Genomic DNA, 15,886 nt, shown 5'->3' on the forward strand with positions numbered 1-15,886 from the left:
TCACCTGACGCTGAAAGATCCGTCGGTGCCGGTGAATGTGAACTGGCAGACCTATGCCGGTCCGGAATCGCGCTATTGCCCGGCAGCGGTGTACGAGTTCGTCAAGAACGACGACGGCAGCGAGCGCCTCGTGATCAACGCGCAGAACTGCGTGCACTGCAAAACATGCGATATCAAGGACCCGACGCAGAACATCGTGTGGGTCACGCCTGAAGGTGGCGGCGGTCCGAACTATCCGAACATGTGATTCGATACCCGGGGCGTCGAAAACGATGCCTGCGTGCGCCATCTAAATCAAGGAGTGCAACGTGCAAAGAGAGGTCGTTATTGTGAGCGGTGTGCGCACCGCCATTGGAAAGTTCGGCGGAAGCCTGAAAGACGTGCCGCCGACAGAGCTTGCAGCGCTTGTAGTGCGAGAGGTACTGGCACGGGCCAATGTTGCCGGCGATCAGGTAGGACATGTAGTCTTTGGCAATGTTATCGCAACTGAACCCAAAGACATGTACATGGCACGCGTGGCCGCCATTAACGGAGGTGTCTCCGAAGCGGCGCCGGCACTGACCGTGAACCGCCTGTGCGGCTCCGGATTGCAGGCCATTATCTCTGCCGCGCAAGCAATTCTGCTGGGTGACGCCGACGTTGCCATCGGTGGCGGCGCGGAAAACATGAGCCGTGCGCCCTACATGACGCCCGACACACGCTTTGGCGTGCGGATGGGCGATGCGCGCCTGATCGACATGATGCTCGGCGCGCTTAATGATCCCTTCCATGCTGTTCCGATGGGGATCACGGCAGAGAATGTTGCGCAGAAATATGGCATCACGCGCGAACAGCAGGACGCATTGGCTGTGGAATCGCACCGCCGTGCAGCGCGCGCGATCGCCGAAGGGCGCTTCAAGGAGCAGATTGTTCCCGTAACGCGCCGGGTCAAGGGGAAGGAAGTGTCGTTCGACACGGACGAGCACGTGCGTCCGGACGTCTCCCTTGACGACCTTTCCGGTATGCGACCCGCTTTCCAGAAGACCGATGGCACCGTGACGGCGGGTAACGCATCCGGTATCAATGACGCTGCCGCCGCCGTCCTGATGATGGAGCGAGGAGCTGCCGAACAACGCGGGCTCAAGCCGCTGGCCCGCCTGGTGTCCTACGCTCATGCCGGCGTGGATCCGCTCTACATGGGCATCGGTCCCGTGCCAGCCACGCGCATCGCGCTCCAACGCGCGGGTTTGGAGATTCGCGATATCGATGTGATCGAAGCAAACGAAGCATTCGCCGCACAAGCCTGCGCCGTCGCACAGGAACTCCAGTTCGACGCCGACAAAGTGAATCCCAACGGGTCCGGCATTTCACTGGGTCATCCGATCGGCGCAACCGGCGCATTGATCACCGTCAAGGCTCTCCACGAACTGAAGCGTGTTCACGGGCGTTTCGCGCTGGTGACCATGTGCATTGGCGGCGGTCAGGGTATCGCGGCTATCTTCGAAAACCTCCAGGCGTCGCCATGAACTATTTGACTATCGGAGATCGAACATGACCATTGAAACGATCGGCGTCGTCGGCGCCGGAACGATGGGCAGTGGTATCGCGCAGATCGCCGCAACGGCCGGACTCAAGATCGTTCTGATCGACGTCACCGAGACTGCCCTCACGCGAGGCATGGCGGCATTGCGGTCGAGTCTGGAGCGGCTTGTAGCGAAGAATACGATCGCCGCGGAGGTGGCCAGCGCGACGCTGGCGCGCATCGATACTTCAACCGACTATCAGCGCCTCGCCGAGGTGGATCTGGTCATCGAGGCCGCAACCGAACAGGTCGAGCTGAAACGCGCGATCCTGAAGCAGATCGAAGCGGTCGCAAAACAACACGCGATTATCGCCACGAACACCTCGTCGATCTCCATAACATCGTTGGCATCGAATCTTGCCGATCCTTCCCGCTGCGTCGGCATGCACTTCTTCAACCCGGTGCCCCTGATGCCGCTCGTCGAGATCATCCGTGGTGTGCAGACCAGCACGGAAACTGTCGACGCAATTCACGAATTGTCCCGCCGGCTCGACAAATCGCCAATCGGGGTCAAGAACTCGCCAGGATTCGTCGTCAACCGGATTCTGGTGCCGATGATCAACGAGGCATTTTTCGTTCTGGCGGAGGGAGTCGCAACGGCGGAAGAAATTGACGAGGGGATGCGTCTTGGCGCCAATCACCCCATTGGACCGCTTGCATTGGCGGACCTGGTGGGCCTTGATGTTTGCCTCGCCGTGTTAGAGGTACTCGCGAAGGACCTTGGCGATCAGAAGTATCGCGCCTGCCCTTTGCTTCGCGAACTGGTGGCTGCTGGGCGTCTCGGGCGCAAGACCCGGCACGGAGTCTACCGCTACGATTGATCAACGGTAAGTGCCAACGTCGGCCGCCGCATTCGAGAGCATGAACCTCCCCGTCACGATGGAACTCACGCTCAGGATCAGTCTACCGTGAGCCCTGCGGTACATGTTCGCCCGCACGAAATGCCCCTGAAAGACCTACACTGATAGACGGCACCGCCACATTGCGAGGCTGGCCATCACCCCGGACAAGATTCGTTTGACGCCGAGAATGCATCCACCGCCGCAGCCGTCACGGGGGAATGTCCATGAAGACTCTGATAATACTGGCGTGCGTGATGCTGTCGGCGAACGCGTTTGCAGAATGCGCGAAGAACGCCCGTGGCGAAACGGTCTGTGGCACACCGCCATGAGCAAATCCGTACATGAGCACCTGCAGCGCAGAACGAAGTGCAGCGGCGGTTCAAGGCGCGCCGTGGACAAGATGGTCTCGCTCCGGCCAAGGCAGTAATGAACAGGCCGGGCGCGACGCGCGCATCGCAAACAAGTACCTGATCGCACAAGGTGACTGCCATGCCATTCCGATCGAAAACGCGCATTTCCGCTGCCCGCCGCTGTATTTGCATTGTTGCGGCTTTGGGCTTGTCCGCCGCATGGATTCCCGAGTGCGGTGCGGACGACGCCGTCCCGTCGGCGGCTGCGCAAGCCGTCCCAAGCGGCGCATCCGTCGACAGCGAGAGCGGCACCGTCAGCCTGATCGACCAGCGAAACGCAATCATCGTCGTGACCGTGCCGGGCCACGAGGATCTGAGTTTCAACGCTAAAAACCACCGGGACGCACTCAGCGCCGTCAAAATCGGCGACAAGGTCACGGCGAGCTATCTGGAACCCTATGTCACTGAACTGTCGCTCGCGAAGGGCGTGCCGCTCACGCGCCTGAACCGCACGGTCAAGCTGACCCAGTATTCTCCGGGTGCCGGACAAGAGGAGTTTCAGGCGCTCAGAGTCTTCCAGGGCGTGGCCGAAGTCACCGGCGTCGATCACAAGCTCAACCTGCTGACGATCGAGGACAAGGAAGGTACGGCGCATTCGGTCCGGGTCAGCCGCCCCGAGCTCGTCAAAGTGATGCAGTCTCTCGCGCGCCATAGTCACGTGAGGATCACGTATGAATCCGAGACCACGGTGGTTGTCGCGCGCTAGGGTGACATCGCAGTGACACAGACGTTCCTCCTGCCAACCATTACGCACGCTATGCCACGCCAGGATCGCCTGCTGCTCGACGGAGTTGATCGCTACAAAACGGTTTCCAGACCGCAACCAGCCAGCTGTGCAATCCGGATCGAATCTAGAATCGAAACGTCGCGCTCAAGACTGGGCCCTTGAAACGCAGACTTTGAACAAGTTGATCACCCGAACCGTAGAACGCGAGATAGCGATATGACAGGGTGACGTCGCCCCACTTCATTGCATACGCAATACCGGACGCAGCCTGCCAGGTAAAGTCCGATGTACCGGTGCCTACATCGAGATAGAACGGAACATACCAGCGGCCATCGCCGGTAAGCGACACTCGACCGCGAACGCCGATAAATCCGTCATAGATATCCGCGCTTTGCGACGCGTGGAATTCCGGGGTGAAACCTGGTCCGGCACCTCCAGCAGTGGTGTTGCGAGACACGTCGAGCGAGCTGCGCACGCCAAGATAGCGGATTCCCACAATCGCATCGAGTGTGACGCGCGACAGCTGTACGACGGTGTGGCCGCCACCCAACTGAATCAATACGCCCTCGAAGCTGGTTTCGCCGCTGCTTTCCAGTTGACGCTCGAGAGCACCGCTGCCCTTTGTCTGTACTGTTGCGGAGTGATTGCCGAAGTTCAGGTAAATTGCGTCGGCGAAGATGCTCCAGTCGCCCTTGCGCGCTTCGCCCTGCAGCATCGCAAAAAAACGGATGTTCTGGAAATAGTTATACGGGCCAGTCGATGCATCGGCCTCGCCGTTGTCCGGCAACGAGAAACGCATCGAACCGTCGACGCTGGGCAACCAGACATAGGGCGTCAGAGCGAATTGCCACCGAGTGCTGGCATCTACAATGGGAGGTGTGTCCGCCCACGCTGGCAAACTTATGAGCGCGACACTCGAAAGTGCGATTCGAAGAATACGGCGGCGCATAACGAGCCCCTACGCAACGATTGACCTGGAAGCGCACTTCCATGACCTCGATGATTGGGTGGACATGAAGTACCCGAAAAACGGTGCAACTTAATGGAAGGGCCGTACGGTCATTGCGTTCGGCGCTCGGTCGGGTCGACGCCGCATGATTTCTAGTACGCGTTCGTGCTCCCATCGTCGAATCCGGCGATATTTACTTGTGCTACATCGGTCCTTGAGGAGGTAACGCCGGCAGGGCGTCGGGCCAGTACACGTGCAGATTCGGATCGTGTTCAACAGTGGTAGAGCGATGGACCGCCCGCTCGTCAACGGAGACATCTACGATCCTCACGGCGTTGTCCTTGCCTATGTAGTTCACCAATACATCCGAGAAGTAATGCAACCTGCTTGGGGTCGCGATGGTCATTCATGCCGTCACGTCGCTCGGCAGGTCCGTTCACCTCTCTTCGAAAACCACCACACTGCGCGCTTGCACACGACATGCTTTGCTTTCCGCCCTGACCTCTTCGGCAAGCGGGACGATGTCGTGCGGTGGGACCGCTGCCGTATCGACGACGCGCCGCCAGCCCCGCTTGTCGAAGTCAGGAAGCGCGACGAGGCGCGCGACTTGGTCCATGTTGAACACCACGTGCAGCAGCGGCTCGTCGGAAGTTTGCCCGGCAAGCGTGAAAGCGAGGAGACAGGATTCCGGGTCGTGCCATGCGGGCTCATGCAGGCGCTCGCCGTGCCAAGCCACGTCGGGGTGCGTCTGCCCGTTTGCGGGACGCCCGGTGAAAAAGCGCGCACGGTGCAGACTCGCGTGCCGTTTGCGCAACGCAATCAACTCACGCACGAAGCGGGACATGTCCATACCGGCATCTGACGGTGTCCAGTCGAACCAGCCAAGTGCGTTGTCCTGGCAATAGCAGTTATTGTTGCCACGCTGGCCGCGCAGTACCTCGTCGCCGGCGAGTAGCATCGGTACGCCCCGGCTCAAGAACAGGATGGCAATCAGGTTCCGCGCCTGGCGGAGTCGAAAGCGGAGCACTTCAGGGTCGTCGGTCTCGCCTTCGGTGCCGCAGTTCCACGAGATATTTGCATCGCTGCCGTCGCGATTCTCTTCGCCGTTGGCTTCGTTGTGCTTTACCTCGTAACTCACCAGATCGTTTAGCGTGAAGCCGTCGTGGCAAGTGACGAAATTGATGCTGTTGCTGGGGAGCCTGCCGTCGTCCGCATAGAGGTCCGAGCTTCCCGCGATGCAGCTGGCAACTTTGCCGACGAGGCCGCGATCGCCGCGCACGAATTGGCGAATCACATCCCGGTAGCGGCCGTTCCACTCGGCCCAGGCCATGCCAGGGAAAGCGCCGACGTGATAAAGACCGGCAGCATCCCATGCTTCGGCGATCAGCGGCACGCGCGAAAGCACTCGCGAAGACTCGATAGCCCAGGGGATCGGCGGGTCGGCCATCAGTTCGCCTCGCTGGTCGCGCGCGAATACGCTTGCCAGATCGAAGCGGAATCCGTCGACGCCCAGCTCCTCCACCCAGTATTCGAGGCAATGCACAATGAATGCGGTTACCACAGGATGGTTGCAATTGACCGTATTTCCGCAGCCCGTGTAATCGCGGTAGCGGCGCCGGTCGCCCCCGTCGAGATGGTAAAAGATGTCGTTCGCCAGGCCCTTGAAGTTAATCACCGGCCCTGAAGCATCGCCTTCCGCCGTATGGTTGAAAACGACATCGAGCAGCACGAAGATGCCCGCGGCATGCAACGCGTCCGTGAGCTCCCGGAATTCCTGCGGAGCGCGATTGGTATCGATGCAGTATCGGGGATGCGGGCTGTAGTAGCTGTGCGTGCTGTAGCCCCAATAGTTGCAAAGCCCGCGCACGGCTGCGGCTTGCGGCACGTCCTGCTCATCGAAGGCCATGACCGGCAGCAGTTCGACGTGGGTGACGCCGAGCTGCTTCAGATACGGAATTTTTTCGATTAAACCGGCGAACGTTCCGGGATGCGCTACACCGCTCGAAGGATGGCGGGTGAAACCGCCGACGTGTAACTCGTAGATAATCGCGTCGTCCAGTCCGCGCGATGCTCGGCTGCCGGACGCGAGCATCGGCTCCGTCACGATCGCGCGGTGTGTTGCATGCCCGGCGTCGGCCGTATCGCCAGCAGGGCGCCGTGTCCATAGATCAGTTGACACGGCACGGGCAAAAGGATCAAGCAGTTCCTTGCTCGGATCGAACGCGCAGCCGGTATGCTGCGTGTCCCGCGGTCCGTCCGCGCGCCATGTGTAACAGATGTGCAGCGGCAGGTTTTCCACCAGCACATGCCAGTAGAAGAAGGTTCGATTACGCTCGGACACGAGCGGGACGATCTGGAACGGCTCGCGACTGCTCGGGGCCGCATAGAGCAGAAGTTCCACCTGCGTTGCGTGGCGGCTGAAAACGCAAAAGTTGACTCCCCCGGGCACAACCGTTGCGCCCGGGGGGAAACGGGATCCGGGATGAACCGGATAAACTCGGGCCGGGCCGGTTTCAGAGTCGCTGGTCAAGATCGACGCTCACCGGGTGAATCTTCCAGATCTGTTCGCAATACTCGCGTATCGCGCGGTCGGAGGAGAACTTGCCCGCCCGCGCGGTGTTGAGTATCGACATACGGGTCCAGCGTCTCGCATCCTGCCAGGCGGCGCTCACCTCCTCCTGGCACGCCACGTAGGCCGCATAGTCCGCCAACACGAGGAACGGATCGGTTTGCCGCAGATTTTCGATCAACGGGCGGAACATATTGCGGTCTCCACGCGAGAAGTGCCCACCCGCGATCAGATCCAGTGCTTCACGCAGTTCCTCGTTCGCATTCACGCAATCCGCCGGACGATAGCCCTCGCAATGGATCTGCTCCACCTGCTCTGCGGTCAGGCCAAAAAGGAAAAAATTCTGATCGCCCACTTCCTCCCGGATTTCGACGTTCGCGCCGTCGAGTGTCCCGATGGTCAGTGCGCCGTTCATCATGAATTTCATGTTACCGGTGCCTGACGCTTCCTTGCCGGCGGTGGAGATCTGCTCGGACAAGTCGGCGGCCGGATAGATAAAGTGTGCGTTCTTCACGTTGAAGTCCGGGAAGAACACGACCTTCAGCCTGCCATCCATCGCAGGATCATTGTTCACGACTTCGGCCACACCGTTGATCAGTCGAATGATCAGCTTGGCCATTGCATACCCCGGCGCCGCTTTTCCGCCGAACACGAAACAGCGGGGCGCGACAGCCCGTTGCGGGTCGCGACGCAAGCGCTGATACAGCGTAACGACGTATAGCGCATTCAGGTGCTGGCGCTTGTACTCGTGAATGCGCTTGACCTGAATGTCGAACAACGCGGTAGGATCGACGACGACACCAACCGCGCTCCGTATGTGCTGCGCCAGAGCCTCCTTGTTCGCACGCTTGACGCCGCGCCACTCGTCCTGGAAGGCAGCGTCGTCGGCATGCGCTTCGAGAGCCCGAAGCCGCGTGAGGTCGGTCACCCATCCCTCCCCCACAGTCTTGTCCAGCAGCCGCGCCAATCCCGGGTTGCTGAGCAGCATGAAGCGACGCGGGGTGACGCCATTGGTCACGTTATGAAAGCGCTCGGGCCACAGTTGCGCGAAGTCGCGCATCACGGTCTGCTTGAGCAACGCGGAATGCAGCGCCGCCACGCCGTTCACGGCACAACACCCGACAGTCGCCAGATGCGCCATGCGCACTTTTTTCTCGCCTGCCTCGTCGATCATAGACATCCTCGCGAGGCGTGCGTCGTCGCCGGGATAACGTTGCCGGACCTCGTCGAGAAAGCGGCGGTTGATCTCGTAGATGATTTCGAGCGGGCGCGGCAGCAGGCCGCGAAAGAGCGGCAGCCCCCAAGTCTCGAGTGCTTCAGGCAGCAGCGTATGGTTCGTATAAGCGAGCGTGCGCCGGGTGATGCTCCACGCCTCGTCCCAAGGCAGCAATCGCACGTCCACGAGCAGGCGCATCAGTTCCGCAACGGCGATTGAAGGATGTGTATCGTTCAGTTGCGCCGCAAACATGTCCGCGAAGCGCCCAACGGGTTCGCCCTTGAGATCGAGCAGGCGCAGCATGTCCTGCAGCGAGCAGGAGACGAAAAAGTACTGCTGCGCGAGACGGAGCCGCTTGCCGGCTTCGGGCTCGTCGTTGGGGTAAAGTACCTTGGACAGCGTTTCGGATATCACCTTCTCCTGCACGGCCTGGTAATAATCGCCAGCGTTGAAGTCCTGCAGGTCGAAGGACTCGACGGCTTCGCTCTTCCACAGGCGCAGCGTATTGCAGGTATTGACCCGGAACCCCAGCATCGGCGTATCGCAGGCCACGCCCTTGACCATGTGCGCCGGAATCCATTGCACGCGCAGGCGGCCCTGCGGATCGGTCTCGCTTTGCGTATGTCCGCCGAACGCAACGTAGTAAGCCACGTTCGGGCGCACGATCTCCCACGGGTTGCCCTTCTGCAACCACTTGTCGGTAACTTCCACCTGCCAGCCGTCGCGGATCTCCTGATCGAAGATGCCAAACTCATAGCGTATGCCGTAGCCCACGGACGGTATTTCGAGCGTCGCCAGTGAGTCCAGATAGCAGGCGGCAAGCCGTCCGAGCCCGCCATTGCCGAGTCCCGGCTCTTCCTCGATCGCGAGCAGCGCGTCGAGGTCCTGGCCGAGCGCCTGCATGGCGGCACGCGCATTCGCCTCGATACCCAGATTGACGAGGTTGTTGCCGAGTTGCGGTCCGATCAGGAACTCTGCGGAGAAGTAGCAAGTCACCCTCAACTCGCGTTCGGCATAGGTCTGGAACGTCGCAGCCCAGCGCGCCAGCATGCGATCACGCACACTGTAGGCAAGGGCCATGTACCAGTCATGCGGGGTAGCGATGCCCGGCGGACGGGCCTGCAGGCAGATGAGATTGTCGAGCACGCCGCGCTTCAGCGCGTCGGCATCCAGCCCCGTTCGCGCGGAGCTGCGGACAGCGGTGGTGGTCGGGTCGGCAGCCATAATCGTTTCCTGCGGTTATCGGGGCTGGCGATCGGGGCTGGCGTTCACTCGGGCCATACCCAATCGGTGATCTCCGCGCGATCGATGCCATGCGTGTGCGCGTAGTCCAGGTTGCTGATGATCGCGTCCTTCATGTCTTCCCTGAGATGCGCTGTCCTGCCCTGCAATCGCGGCACGCGGTCGAGCACGTCGATCACCAGATTGAAGCGGTCGACCTGATTGAGAATCGCGAGTTCGAGGGGGGTGTTGATGTTGCCCTTCTCCTTGTAGCCGCGTACGTGCAGATGCTCGTGATTGCGAAAGCGATAGGCCAGTTTGTGGATCAGCCACGGGTAGCCGTGGAAGTTGAAGATCACCGGCTTGTTGACGGTGAAGAGGCTGTCGAACTCGCGCTCGGTCGAGCCATGCGGATGCTCGCTCGCGGGCTGCATCCTGAAGAGGTCCACGACGTTCACGAAGCGCAGCTTCAGCTCCGGCAGCCGTTCGCGCAGGATGGCCGTGGCCGCCAGCGCCTCCTGGGTGGCAACGTCGCCGCACGCGGCCATGACAACATCCGGTTCCTCACCTTCGTCGTTGCTTGCGCGCCGCCAGATGCCCAAGCCTTTCGCGCAATGCACTATTGCCTCGTCGATGGTCGTGAATTGCAGGTGCTTCTGCTTGTCCGCGACGATGACGTTGATGCAGTCGGTCGACCGCAGACACCCGTCGGCCACGGCAAGCAGCGTATTCGCGTCCGGTGGAAGGTAGACGCGCGTGACGGACGGGCTCTTGTTGGTTACGAGATCGATGAACCCCGGGTCCTGATGCGAAAAACCGTTGTGATCCTGCCGCCACACAGTCGACGACAGCAGAATGTTCTCCGACGATACCGACGCACGCCACGGCACGTGATTCTTGCTGATGTCCAGCCATTTCGCATGCTGGTTGAACATTGAGTCCACCACGTGCGCGAATGCCTCATACGTGTGAAAGAAACCGTGCCGCCCGGAAAGCAGATAGCCTTCGAGCCAGCCCATCAACGTATGCTCGGACAGCATCTCCATCACCCGGCCGTCGCGCGCCAGTTCCCCGCCGTCCTCGTCTTCCGGCAGGAGATCGGCCATCCAGATCTTCTTGCTGACCTCGTAGATCGACTGAAGGCGGTTGGACGCCGTTTCGTCGGGGCCAAACACCCGGAAGGTGTTCATGTTTTCGCGCATCGTGTCGCGCAGGAATTCCCCGAGCGGCCGGGTATTCTCTTGCAGCACCTTGCCCGCCTGTGTCACGTCTACCGCATACGCGCGGAAATCGGGCAACTTCAATTCACGGCGCAGTATTCCGCCGTTGGTATGCGGATTGGCGCTGATGCGACGTCGTCCTTTGGGCGCGAGGGCTTTCAGTTCGGGAAGCAGTCGTCCGTCGGCATCGAACAGTTCTTCGGGCTTGTAGCTGCGCAGCCAGCTATCCAGAAGCTCGAGATTCGCGGGATTGCCGCGCACGTCGGAGAACGGCACCTGATGCGAACGCCACGAGCCCTCCACCTTGTGTCCTTTGATCGTCTTCGGTCCCGTCCACCCTTTGGGCGTACGCAACACGATCATCGGCCAGCGCGGCCGCTCGACTTCGCCGCCAGCGCGCGCCTTATCGTGGATCGCGCAAATCTCGGCGACGACCGTATCGAGCGTGTCCGCCATCTTTTGATGCATCTCGGCATGGTCCGAACCTTCGACGAAATACGGCTTGTAGCCATAGCCCACGAACAGCGCTTCCAGCTCTTCGTGGCTGATGCGTGAAAGCACGGTGGGGTTAGCGATCTTGTAACCATTCAGGTTAAGAATCGGCAATACGGTGCCGTCCCGCGCCGGATTGACGAACTTGTTCGAATGCCAGGCCGTGGCAAGCGGTCCCGTCTCCGCTTCGCCATCCCCAACGACGCAGGCCACGATGAGCTCGGGGTTATCGAACGCGGCTCCGTACGCATGCGACAGGCTATAGCCAAGTTCGCCGCCTTCGTGGATCGAGCCAGGAGTTTCGGGCGTAACGTGCGAGCCGATGTGGCCTGGAAACGAGAACTGCTTGAAGAACTTCTGCATCCCCTCTGCGTCTTCGCTTTTGTCCGGATACACCTCCGAGTAGGTGCCTTCCAGATAAGCGGGGCCGAGTACGCCGGGAGCTCCGTGTCCGGGACCCGCCATGAAGATCACGTCCAGATCGTCGCGTTTGATCACGCGGTTCAGATGCGCCCAAACGAACGAAAGCGCTGGACTCGCGCCCCAATGCCCGAGGAGCCGCGGCTTGACGTGCTCCGCCTTGAGCGGCTCGCGCAGTAGCGGATTGTCCATTAGATAGATCATACCGACCGAGAGGTAGTTGCATGCGCGCCACCACGTATCGATCAGCCGAAGTTCATCGCTGCCAGGCCCAGTCTGCTCCGAAGCAGCCGTCGTAGGATGTGTGCCCATATCGATGTCTCCTGTCCTTGCGCATTGCCGTGTTCTCAATCCGGAACATCTTCCACAACCACGCCACCAATCAGGAATTCTGCGAGCCGGCGCGGTTCAAGGTTATCGAGCCAACTCCGTACTTCGCCGGCAAGGCCCACGCCGGTCGTGTTCGGGCGGGTCTTACGTTCGCGGATCCACGTTCGTGCCTCGGGGTTTTTGACTGCCTCGGTAAGCAGATGGTGCATCTCGACGACTTCAACGCCGCGTTCGCGCATCTTTGTCACAAAGAACAGACCATCACCTTGTGCAGCTTGCCGGCCTCGGAGTGAACTCCGAGGTTGAATGTCTCCGTGCTCACCATGCTGGTCCTGAATTGCGAGTGTGACGAATCTCTTGCAGGTTTCAGGGGGCGGCAACAACTCTCCGTTCTACAAACCGGATGGCAGTTTTCTTTGCGTACGTGAATGCCGCTCCCGGACTCATGCCTGTGGTGATGACTAGCGGGCCCCGGGGGCGTAGGAGTCGCACCGGATGCGACTCGGAGCCGAGCGCAATGGCATGCTGACCCCGGTAAACAAAGTGGCTACGGTTACGGTCGGCAGATCGACAAACGCGCGACGCAGCATGGTACAAACTAAAAAATAGCTTTGCTGACGCTTTGCCACAATAGGACTTTGGGTTTATTGGCCGATCGATAACGCTGGCTGAAGTGCGTTTCAGTTCAGATCAGTTCGTAATCGACTCGGCAGCCTGTTCTCCTTCGGTGACGGGCGGCGACCGCCGGGGCGACGGTATGCCGTCCTTCTTTCACACGGCTGACAACATTTCTCCTGCAAGCTTCGCGCAGATCAAGGTCAGTTTCGAGCCTGTTATGGGAATGCGGCGCGTGCGCCCGTCACCCGCCAAGATGACGGAGTACTGGAAGGAGCATGGCCGCTATGCCGACGTCCCGAGCGTGACGTCGTGGACGCACGACCTGCCTTTCAACGTTGACGAAAACCGCGTCCGCTCCCTGTTCTGCGCAATGGAGGCACGAATGGCACTCCCACCCGAGCTAGTCGGTGTGTCTGGAGACGGAGTGAGTTTGATGTCCCCGATGGGCGGCACCGCTTTGCCCTGCTGTCGGTCGGGGGCATGACGAGCTTCCCGACACACGTTCCGGCCGCTCGATCCTACGACATCGTCCGACAGATCGGTGCAAAGCAACCGGATCCGTGCTGGCATCGGAGAGAAACGAATTCATGCATGCGAGCAGATTGGGGTTATGCCGTCGATGCACTTGCGTTGGGATATGGCACTTGCGGCACCAATTACCGCTTCAACCGCGGCGCTGCCCTTCCCTCTCGTCCTGGCCACCATCGTCAGGCTGTGACCATGCTCTCGGTCCGCTCGGCGGGGTGTGAACCCGCATATGCGGCACTGGAATCTCAATACCCGCCTCGTCCATCTTTCGTTTGAGCCGCGCATTAAAAGCGCGCACCACGCCCCACTGCTGCATCGGCCGCGTCTTGATCTGCCCTTTCACAACCATCCAGTTAGCCTCGAAACGCTCAAGCCCCCACACTTCGACGGGCGCAAGTATTTCGTTGCGCAGGCGAAAGTTTCCCTGCAGGTCTTCGCCCACTTCCACGATCATGCGTGTGACTTCATCAAGGTCAAGCGAGAAGGGCACTCGTACCTCGAACACCGCATTGGCGAAGTCACGCGACAGGTTTTTAACGATTTTTATCTGCGAGAAGGGAATGGTGTGAACCGCGCCTTGTCCGTCACGTAACCGGACCGTGCGAATCGTCAGGTCCATGACGATGCCGGCGTGGCTGCCGTCAATCTCAATCCAGTCACCGACCGAGATCGTCTCCTCGACAATGATGAAGAGCCCCGTGATCAGGTCGGTGACGAGCGTCTTCGCACCGAAGCCGACTGCAAGACCGATCACGCCTGCGCCCGCAAGGAGAGGCGTAAGATTGACGCCCAGGGTGGCGGCGGCGACGATGGCGGCGAGGGTCGCAACCGCGACGAAAACAGCGTTGCGCACGAGCGGCAACATCGTGCGTGCGCGCATGCCGGGGTCGAGTGCCTTGTTCCGCGAACTGCTCGGGCCCAGCGCGTTGAGAATGGCGGTGTCGCACAGTATCCAGATGAACCAGGCGCCAAAGACCGTCGCGACAACTGTAATCAGCGCGTGCTTGAAACTGGGTGTCATCGCACTGTGCTTGATCATTCGCGCGATCGGTCCGCTCCACAGGTCCAGCTCGAATTGAATGTACGCGAGCCACATCAAAAGGACGAGCAGCGTGCTCACGAAGCGCAAGAGTCGCATCAGGTGCGGCGCGCGGCGCTGGGCGCGCGTGTCCCTTCGACGCGTCACGTGCATCAGCAGCGCCGACACGAACAGCGTGAGCACGAGTAACAGCGCACTGAGAAGCGACGGTTGTAGTACGTTCTCTTCCGAACCGCGCGCATCAACGATCGTAAAAACCGATGCGATCGCGATTAAAAGGACCGGGATGTTCCACAGCGAAGCCAGGATATCGAGCGCTTCCGTGGCGAGTTTGTGATCACGCCGTTGCGCATACGGGCGATTGCGTATCAGATGCGTGACGGGCCGCCGGTAAGCGAGTGCGAAATAACCGATCAGCAGGGCCGCAGCCACATTTGCGGATGCCGATACGAGCCCGGCGAGATTCAAACCGAGCAGGTTTGTGACGTCTGGATTGGCCGTCGCGTCACCGAGCGCACCACATGCACCGATAGCGAAAAGCGGCCAGCGGCTTTGCGCGAGCAGCTGATGAACTGCGACACGCCGGTGTGCCGTGTTGAACGCCGAGAACACAATCAGGCAGATCGCCGAGAAGATCGAACCCGCGACTATGGCATAGACGATCACAAGCCCGAGCGTGCCGCCGAGCGCGTCAGGCATTCCGCGCATGAACAGCGCCACCGCCACGAAAGCGGCGATCCATGGCGCCGTCCGCCAAAATGCAAAACTCAAGAGTTCGAACGAAGTTGGACCCGGTTCCAGCACGAGCTTCCAGCCATAACGCGCACTGATGCGCCGCCGCAGATAGATCAACAGGCCAGCGCACGCGCCCCAACCCACAAACGTCGCGATCATGCCAAGCAGGACGTGGCCGAACGACTCCCCGCTTCCGCCGCTGAGAATAGTCCAAAGATCGTCGGCCGCCGCGCTCGAACGGGCCGCCCAGAAATGCAAGGGTGTGCGGCCTTCACTCAAATCCGTTTCGACAGACGCAATGCCTGACGCAATCGCGCCGAGCATATCGCTTTTTCCTTGTCCGGACGATGCCGGCGCAGCGGGGGCGGCACTTTGGGTACCTTCACGAAGCCCCTTCAGATGGGCTACCAGCGCTTTGCGTTGTGGATCGCTCTCGAGCGTGTCGATCAGGCTGTCCAGTGAGCGCGCCAGTTCGGCCTGACTCGCGGGCGTTGGTGCCGATGCAGCCTGCACTGCGGAAGCTGGCGGCGCGGTCCCACCCGTCACATTGTTGAGGATGTTTTGCAGCCCGGCGGGCAACGCGGCTGCCGCTGGACTGATGGCCGCCGTCGACAGAACGAGGAAGCTGGTCACGACCAGCCATAAGCAGGCGCACCCAATGGCACACCACACGCCTTCATATAATCCAGCGTGCGCCGGCAGTCTGGCGGAGACCATGGCATGACTGGATTCACACTGCATAGAGGGGGTCATCGAGATCCCTTCCGAGAGGTCACCTCTGTGAGAGCTGGATCGCCCCGGGCTAACGCTATTACGAAAGCCTTGGCGCACCCGAACTGCGTTTCGCGCGGTTAAAGCATACATCACCATAAACCGATGCCCACTCGGGGTTTTGTTGCAGTAAGGCTCGCAGCCGAAAGGTGATCGATATGAGAAGCACTGCTTATATTGCCAGTTCGTAGAATTGATCCGCGGCGGACGGATGGGTTCCGCGAGCGCACTTCATCTG

At 60.5% G+C, this 15,886-nt stretch carries 9 protein-coding genes and 2 pseudogenes; 4 read left to right on the top strand and 7 right to left on the bottom strand.

Annotation, left to right across the window (positions count from 1 at the left end; all coding sequences use genetic code 11):
- The 4 genes from P0D73_RS44580 to P0D73_RS44595 form a co-directional block, all read left to right on the top strand.
- Nucleotides 1-247, top strand: a 247-nt coding sequence (locus P0D73_RS44580; RefSeq protein WP_408436091.1) for a 4Fe-4S dicluster domain-containing protein, incomplete at its 5' end; no start/stop codon positions are given.
- 61 nt (nucleotides 248-308) lie between these two features.
- Nucleotides 309-1,505 (top strand): beta-ketothiolase BktB, encoded by a 1,197-nt coding sequence (gene bktB, locus P0D73_RS44585; protein WP_408182218.1) that lies wholly within the window; start codon nucleotides 309-311, stop codon nucleotides 1,503-1,505.
- 25 nt (nucleotides 1,506-1,530) lie between these two features.
- On the top strand, nucleotides 1,531-2,382 hold the full coding sequence (locus tag P0D73_RS44590; protein ID WP_408182216.1) for a 3-hydroxybutyryl-CoA dehydrogenase: 852 nt from the start codon (nucleotides 1,531-1,533) through the stop codon (nucleotides 2,380-2,382).
- A gap of 510 nt (nucleotides 2,383-2,892) precedes the next feature.
- Nucleotides 2,893-3,519 (top strand): hypothetical protein, encoded by a 627-nt coding sequence (locus tag P0D73_RS44595; protein WP_408182214.1) that lies wholly within the window; start codon nucleotides 2,893-2,895, stop codon nucleotides 3,517-3,519.
- A gap of 145 nt (nucleotides 3,520-3,664) precedes the next feature.
- On the opposite strand, the gene P0D73_RS44600 is transcribed toward P0D73_RS44595, so the two are convergent.
- The 7 genes and pseudogenes from P0D73_RS44600 to P0D73_RS44630 form a co-directional block, all read right to left on the bottom strand.
- Nucleotides 3,665-4,489, bottom strand: a complete 825-nt coding sequence (locus P0D73_RS44600; RefSeq protein WP_408182213.1) for a hypothetical protein — start codon at nucleotides 4,487-4,489, stop codon at nucleotides 3,665-3,667.
- A gap of 102 nt (nucleotides 4,490-4,591) precedes the next feature.
- A pseudogene (locus P0D73_RS44605) lies at nucleotides 4,592-4,841 on the bottom strand (IS5/IS1182 family transposase); the annotation flags it as partial.
- 84 nt (nucleotides 4,842-4,925) lie between these two features.
- Nucleotides 4,926-7,019 carry a glycogen debranching protein GlgX gene (gene glgX / locus P0D73_RS44610; protein WP_408182211.1) on the bottom strand — a complete coding sequence of 698 codons (2,094 nt, stop codon included), beginning with the start codon at nucleotides 7,017-7,019 and terminating at the stop codon, nucleotides 4,926-4,928.
- The gene (locus tag P0D73_RS44615) at nucleotides 7,003-9,498 is read right to left on the bottom strand and encodes a glycogen/starch/alpha-glucan phosphorylase (RefSeq protein WP_408182209.1); all 2,496 of its coding nucleotides are present in this window, start codon (nucleotides 9,496-9,498) and stop codon (nucleotides 7,003-7,005) included. The genes glgX and P0D73_RS44615 overlap by 17 nt, the downstream gene beginning before the upstream one ends.
- A 44-nt stretch (nucleotides 9,499-9,542) precedes the next feature.
- On the bottom strand, nucleotides 9,543-11,939 hold the full coding sequence (locus tag P0D73_RS44620; protein WP_408182207.1) for a phosphoketolase family protein: 2,397 nt from the start codon (nucleotides 11,937-11,939) through the stop codon (nucleotides 9,543-9,545).
- A 44-nt stretch (nucleotides 11,940-11,983) separates the two neighbouring features.
- A pseudogene (locus P0D73_RS44625) lies at nucleotides 11,984-12,214 on the bottom strand (arginine deiminase family protein); the annotation flags it as partial.
- A 1,025-nt stretch (nucleotides 12,215-13,239) separates the two neighbouring features.
- Nucleotides 13,240-15,618 carry a mechanosensitive ion channel family protein gene (locus tag P0D73_RS44630; protein ID WP_408182221.1) on the bottom strand — a complete coding sequence of 793 codons (2,379 nt, stop codon included), beginning with the start codon at nucleotides 15,616-15,618 and terminating at the stop codon, nucleotides 13,240-13,242.
- Nucleotides 15,619-15,886: the final 268 nt, after the last annotated feature.

Origin of the sequence: Paraburkholderia sp. RL18-101-BIB-B, assembly GCF_046026985.1 — a bacterium.
Classification (GTDB): domain Bacteria; phylum Pseudomonadota; class Gammaproteobacteria; order Burkholderiales; family Burkholderiaceae; genus Paraburkholderia.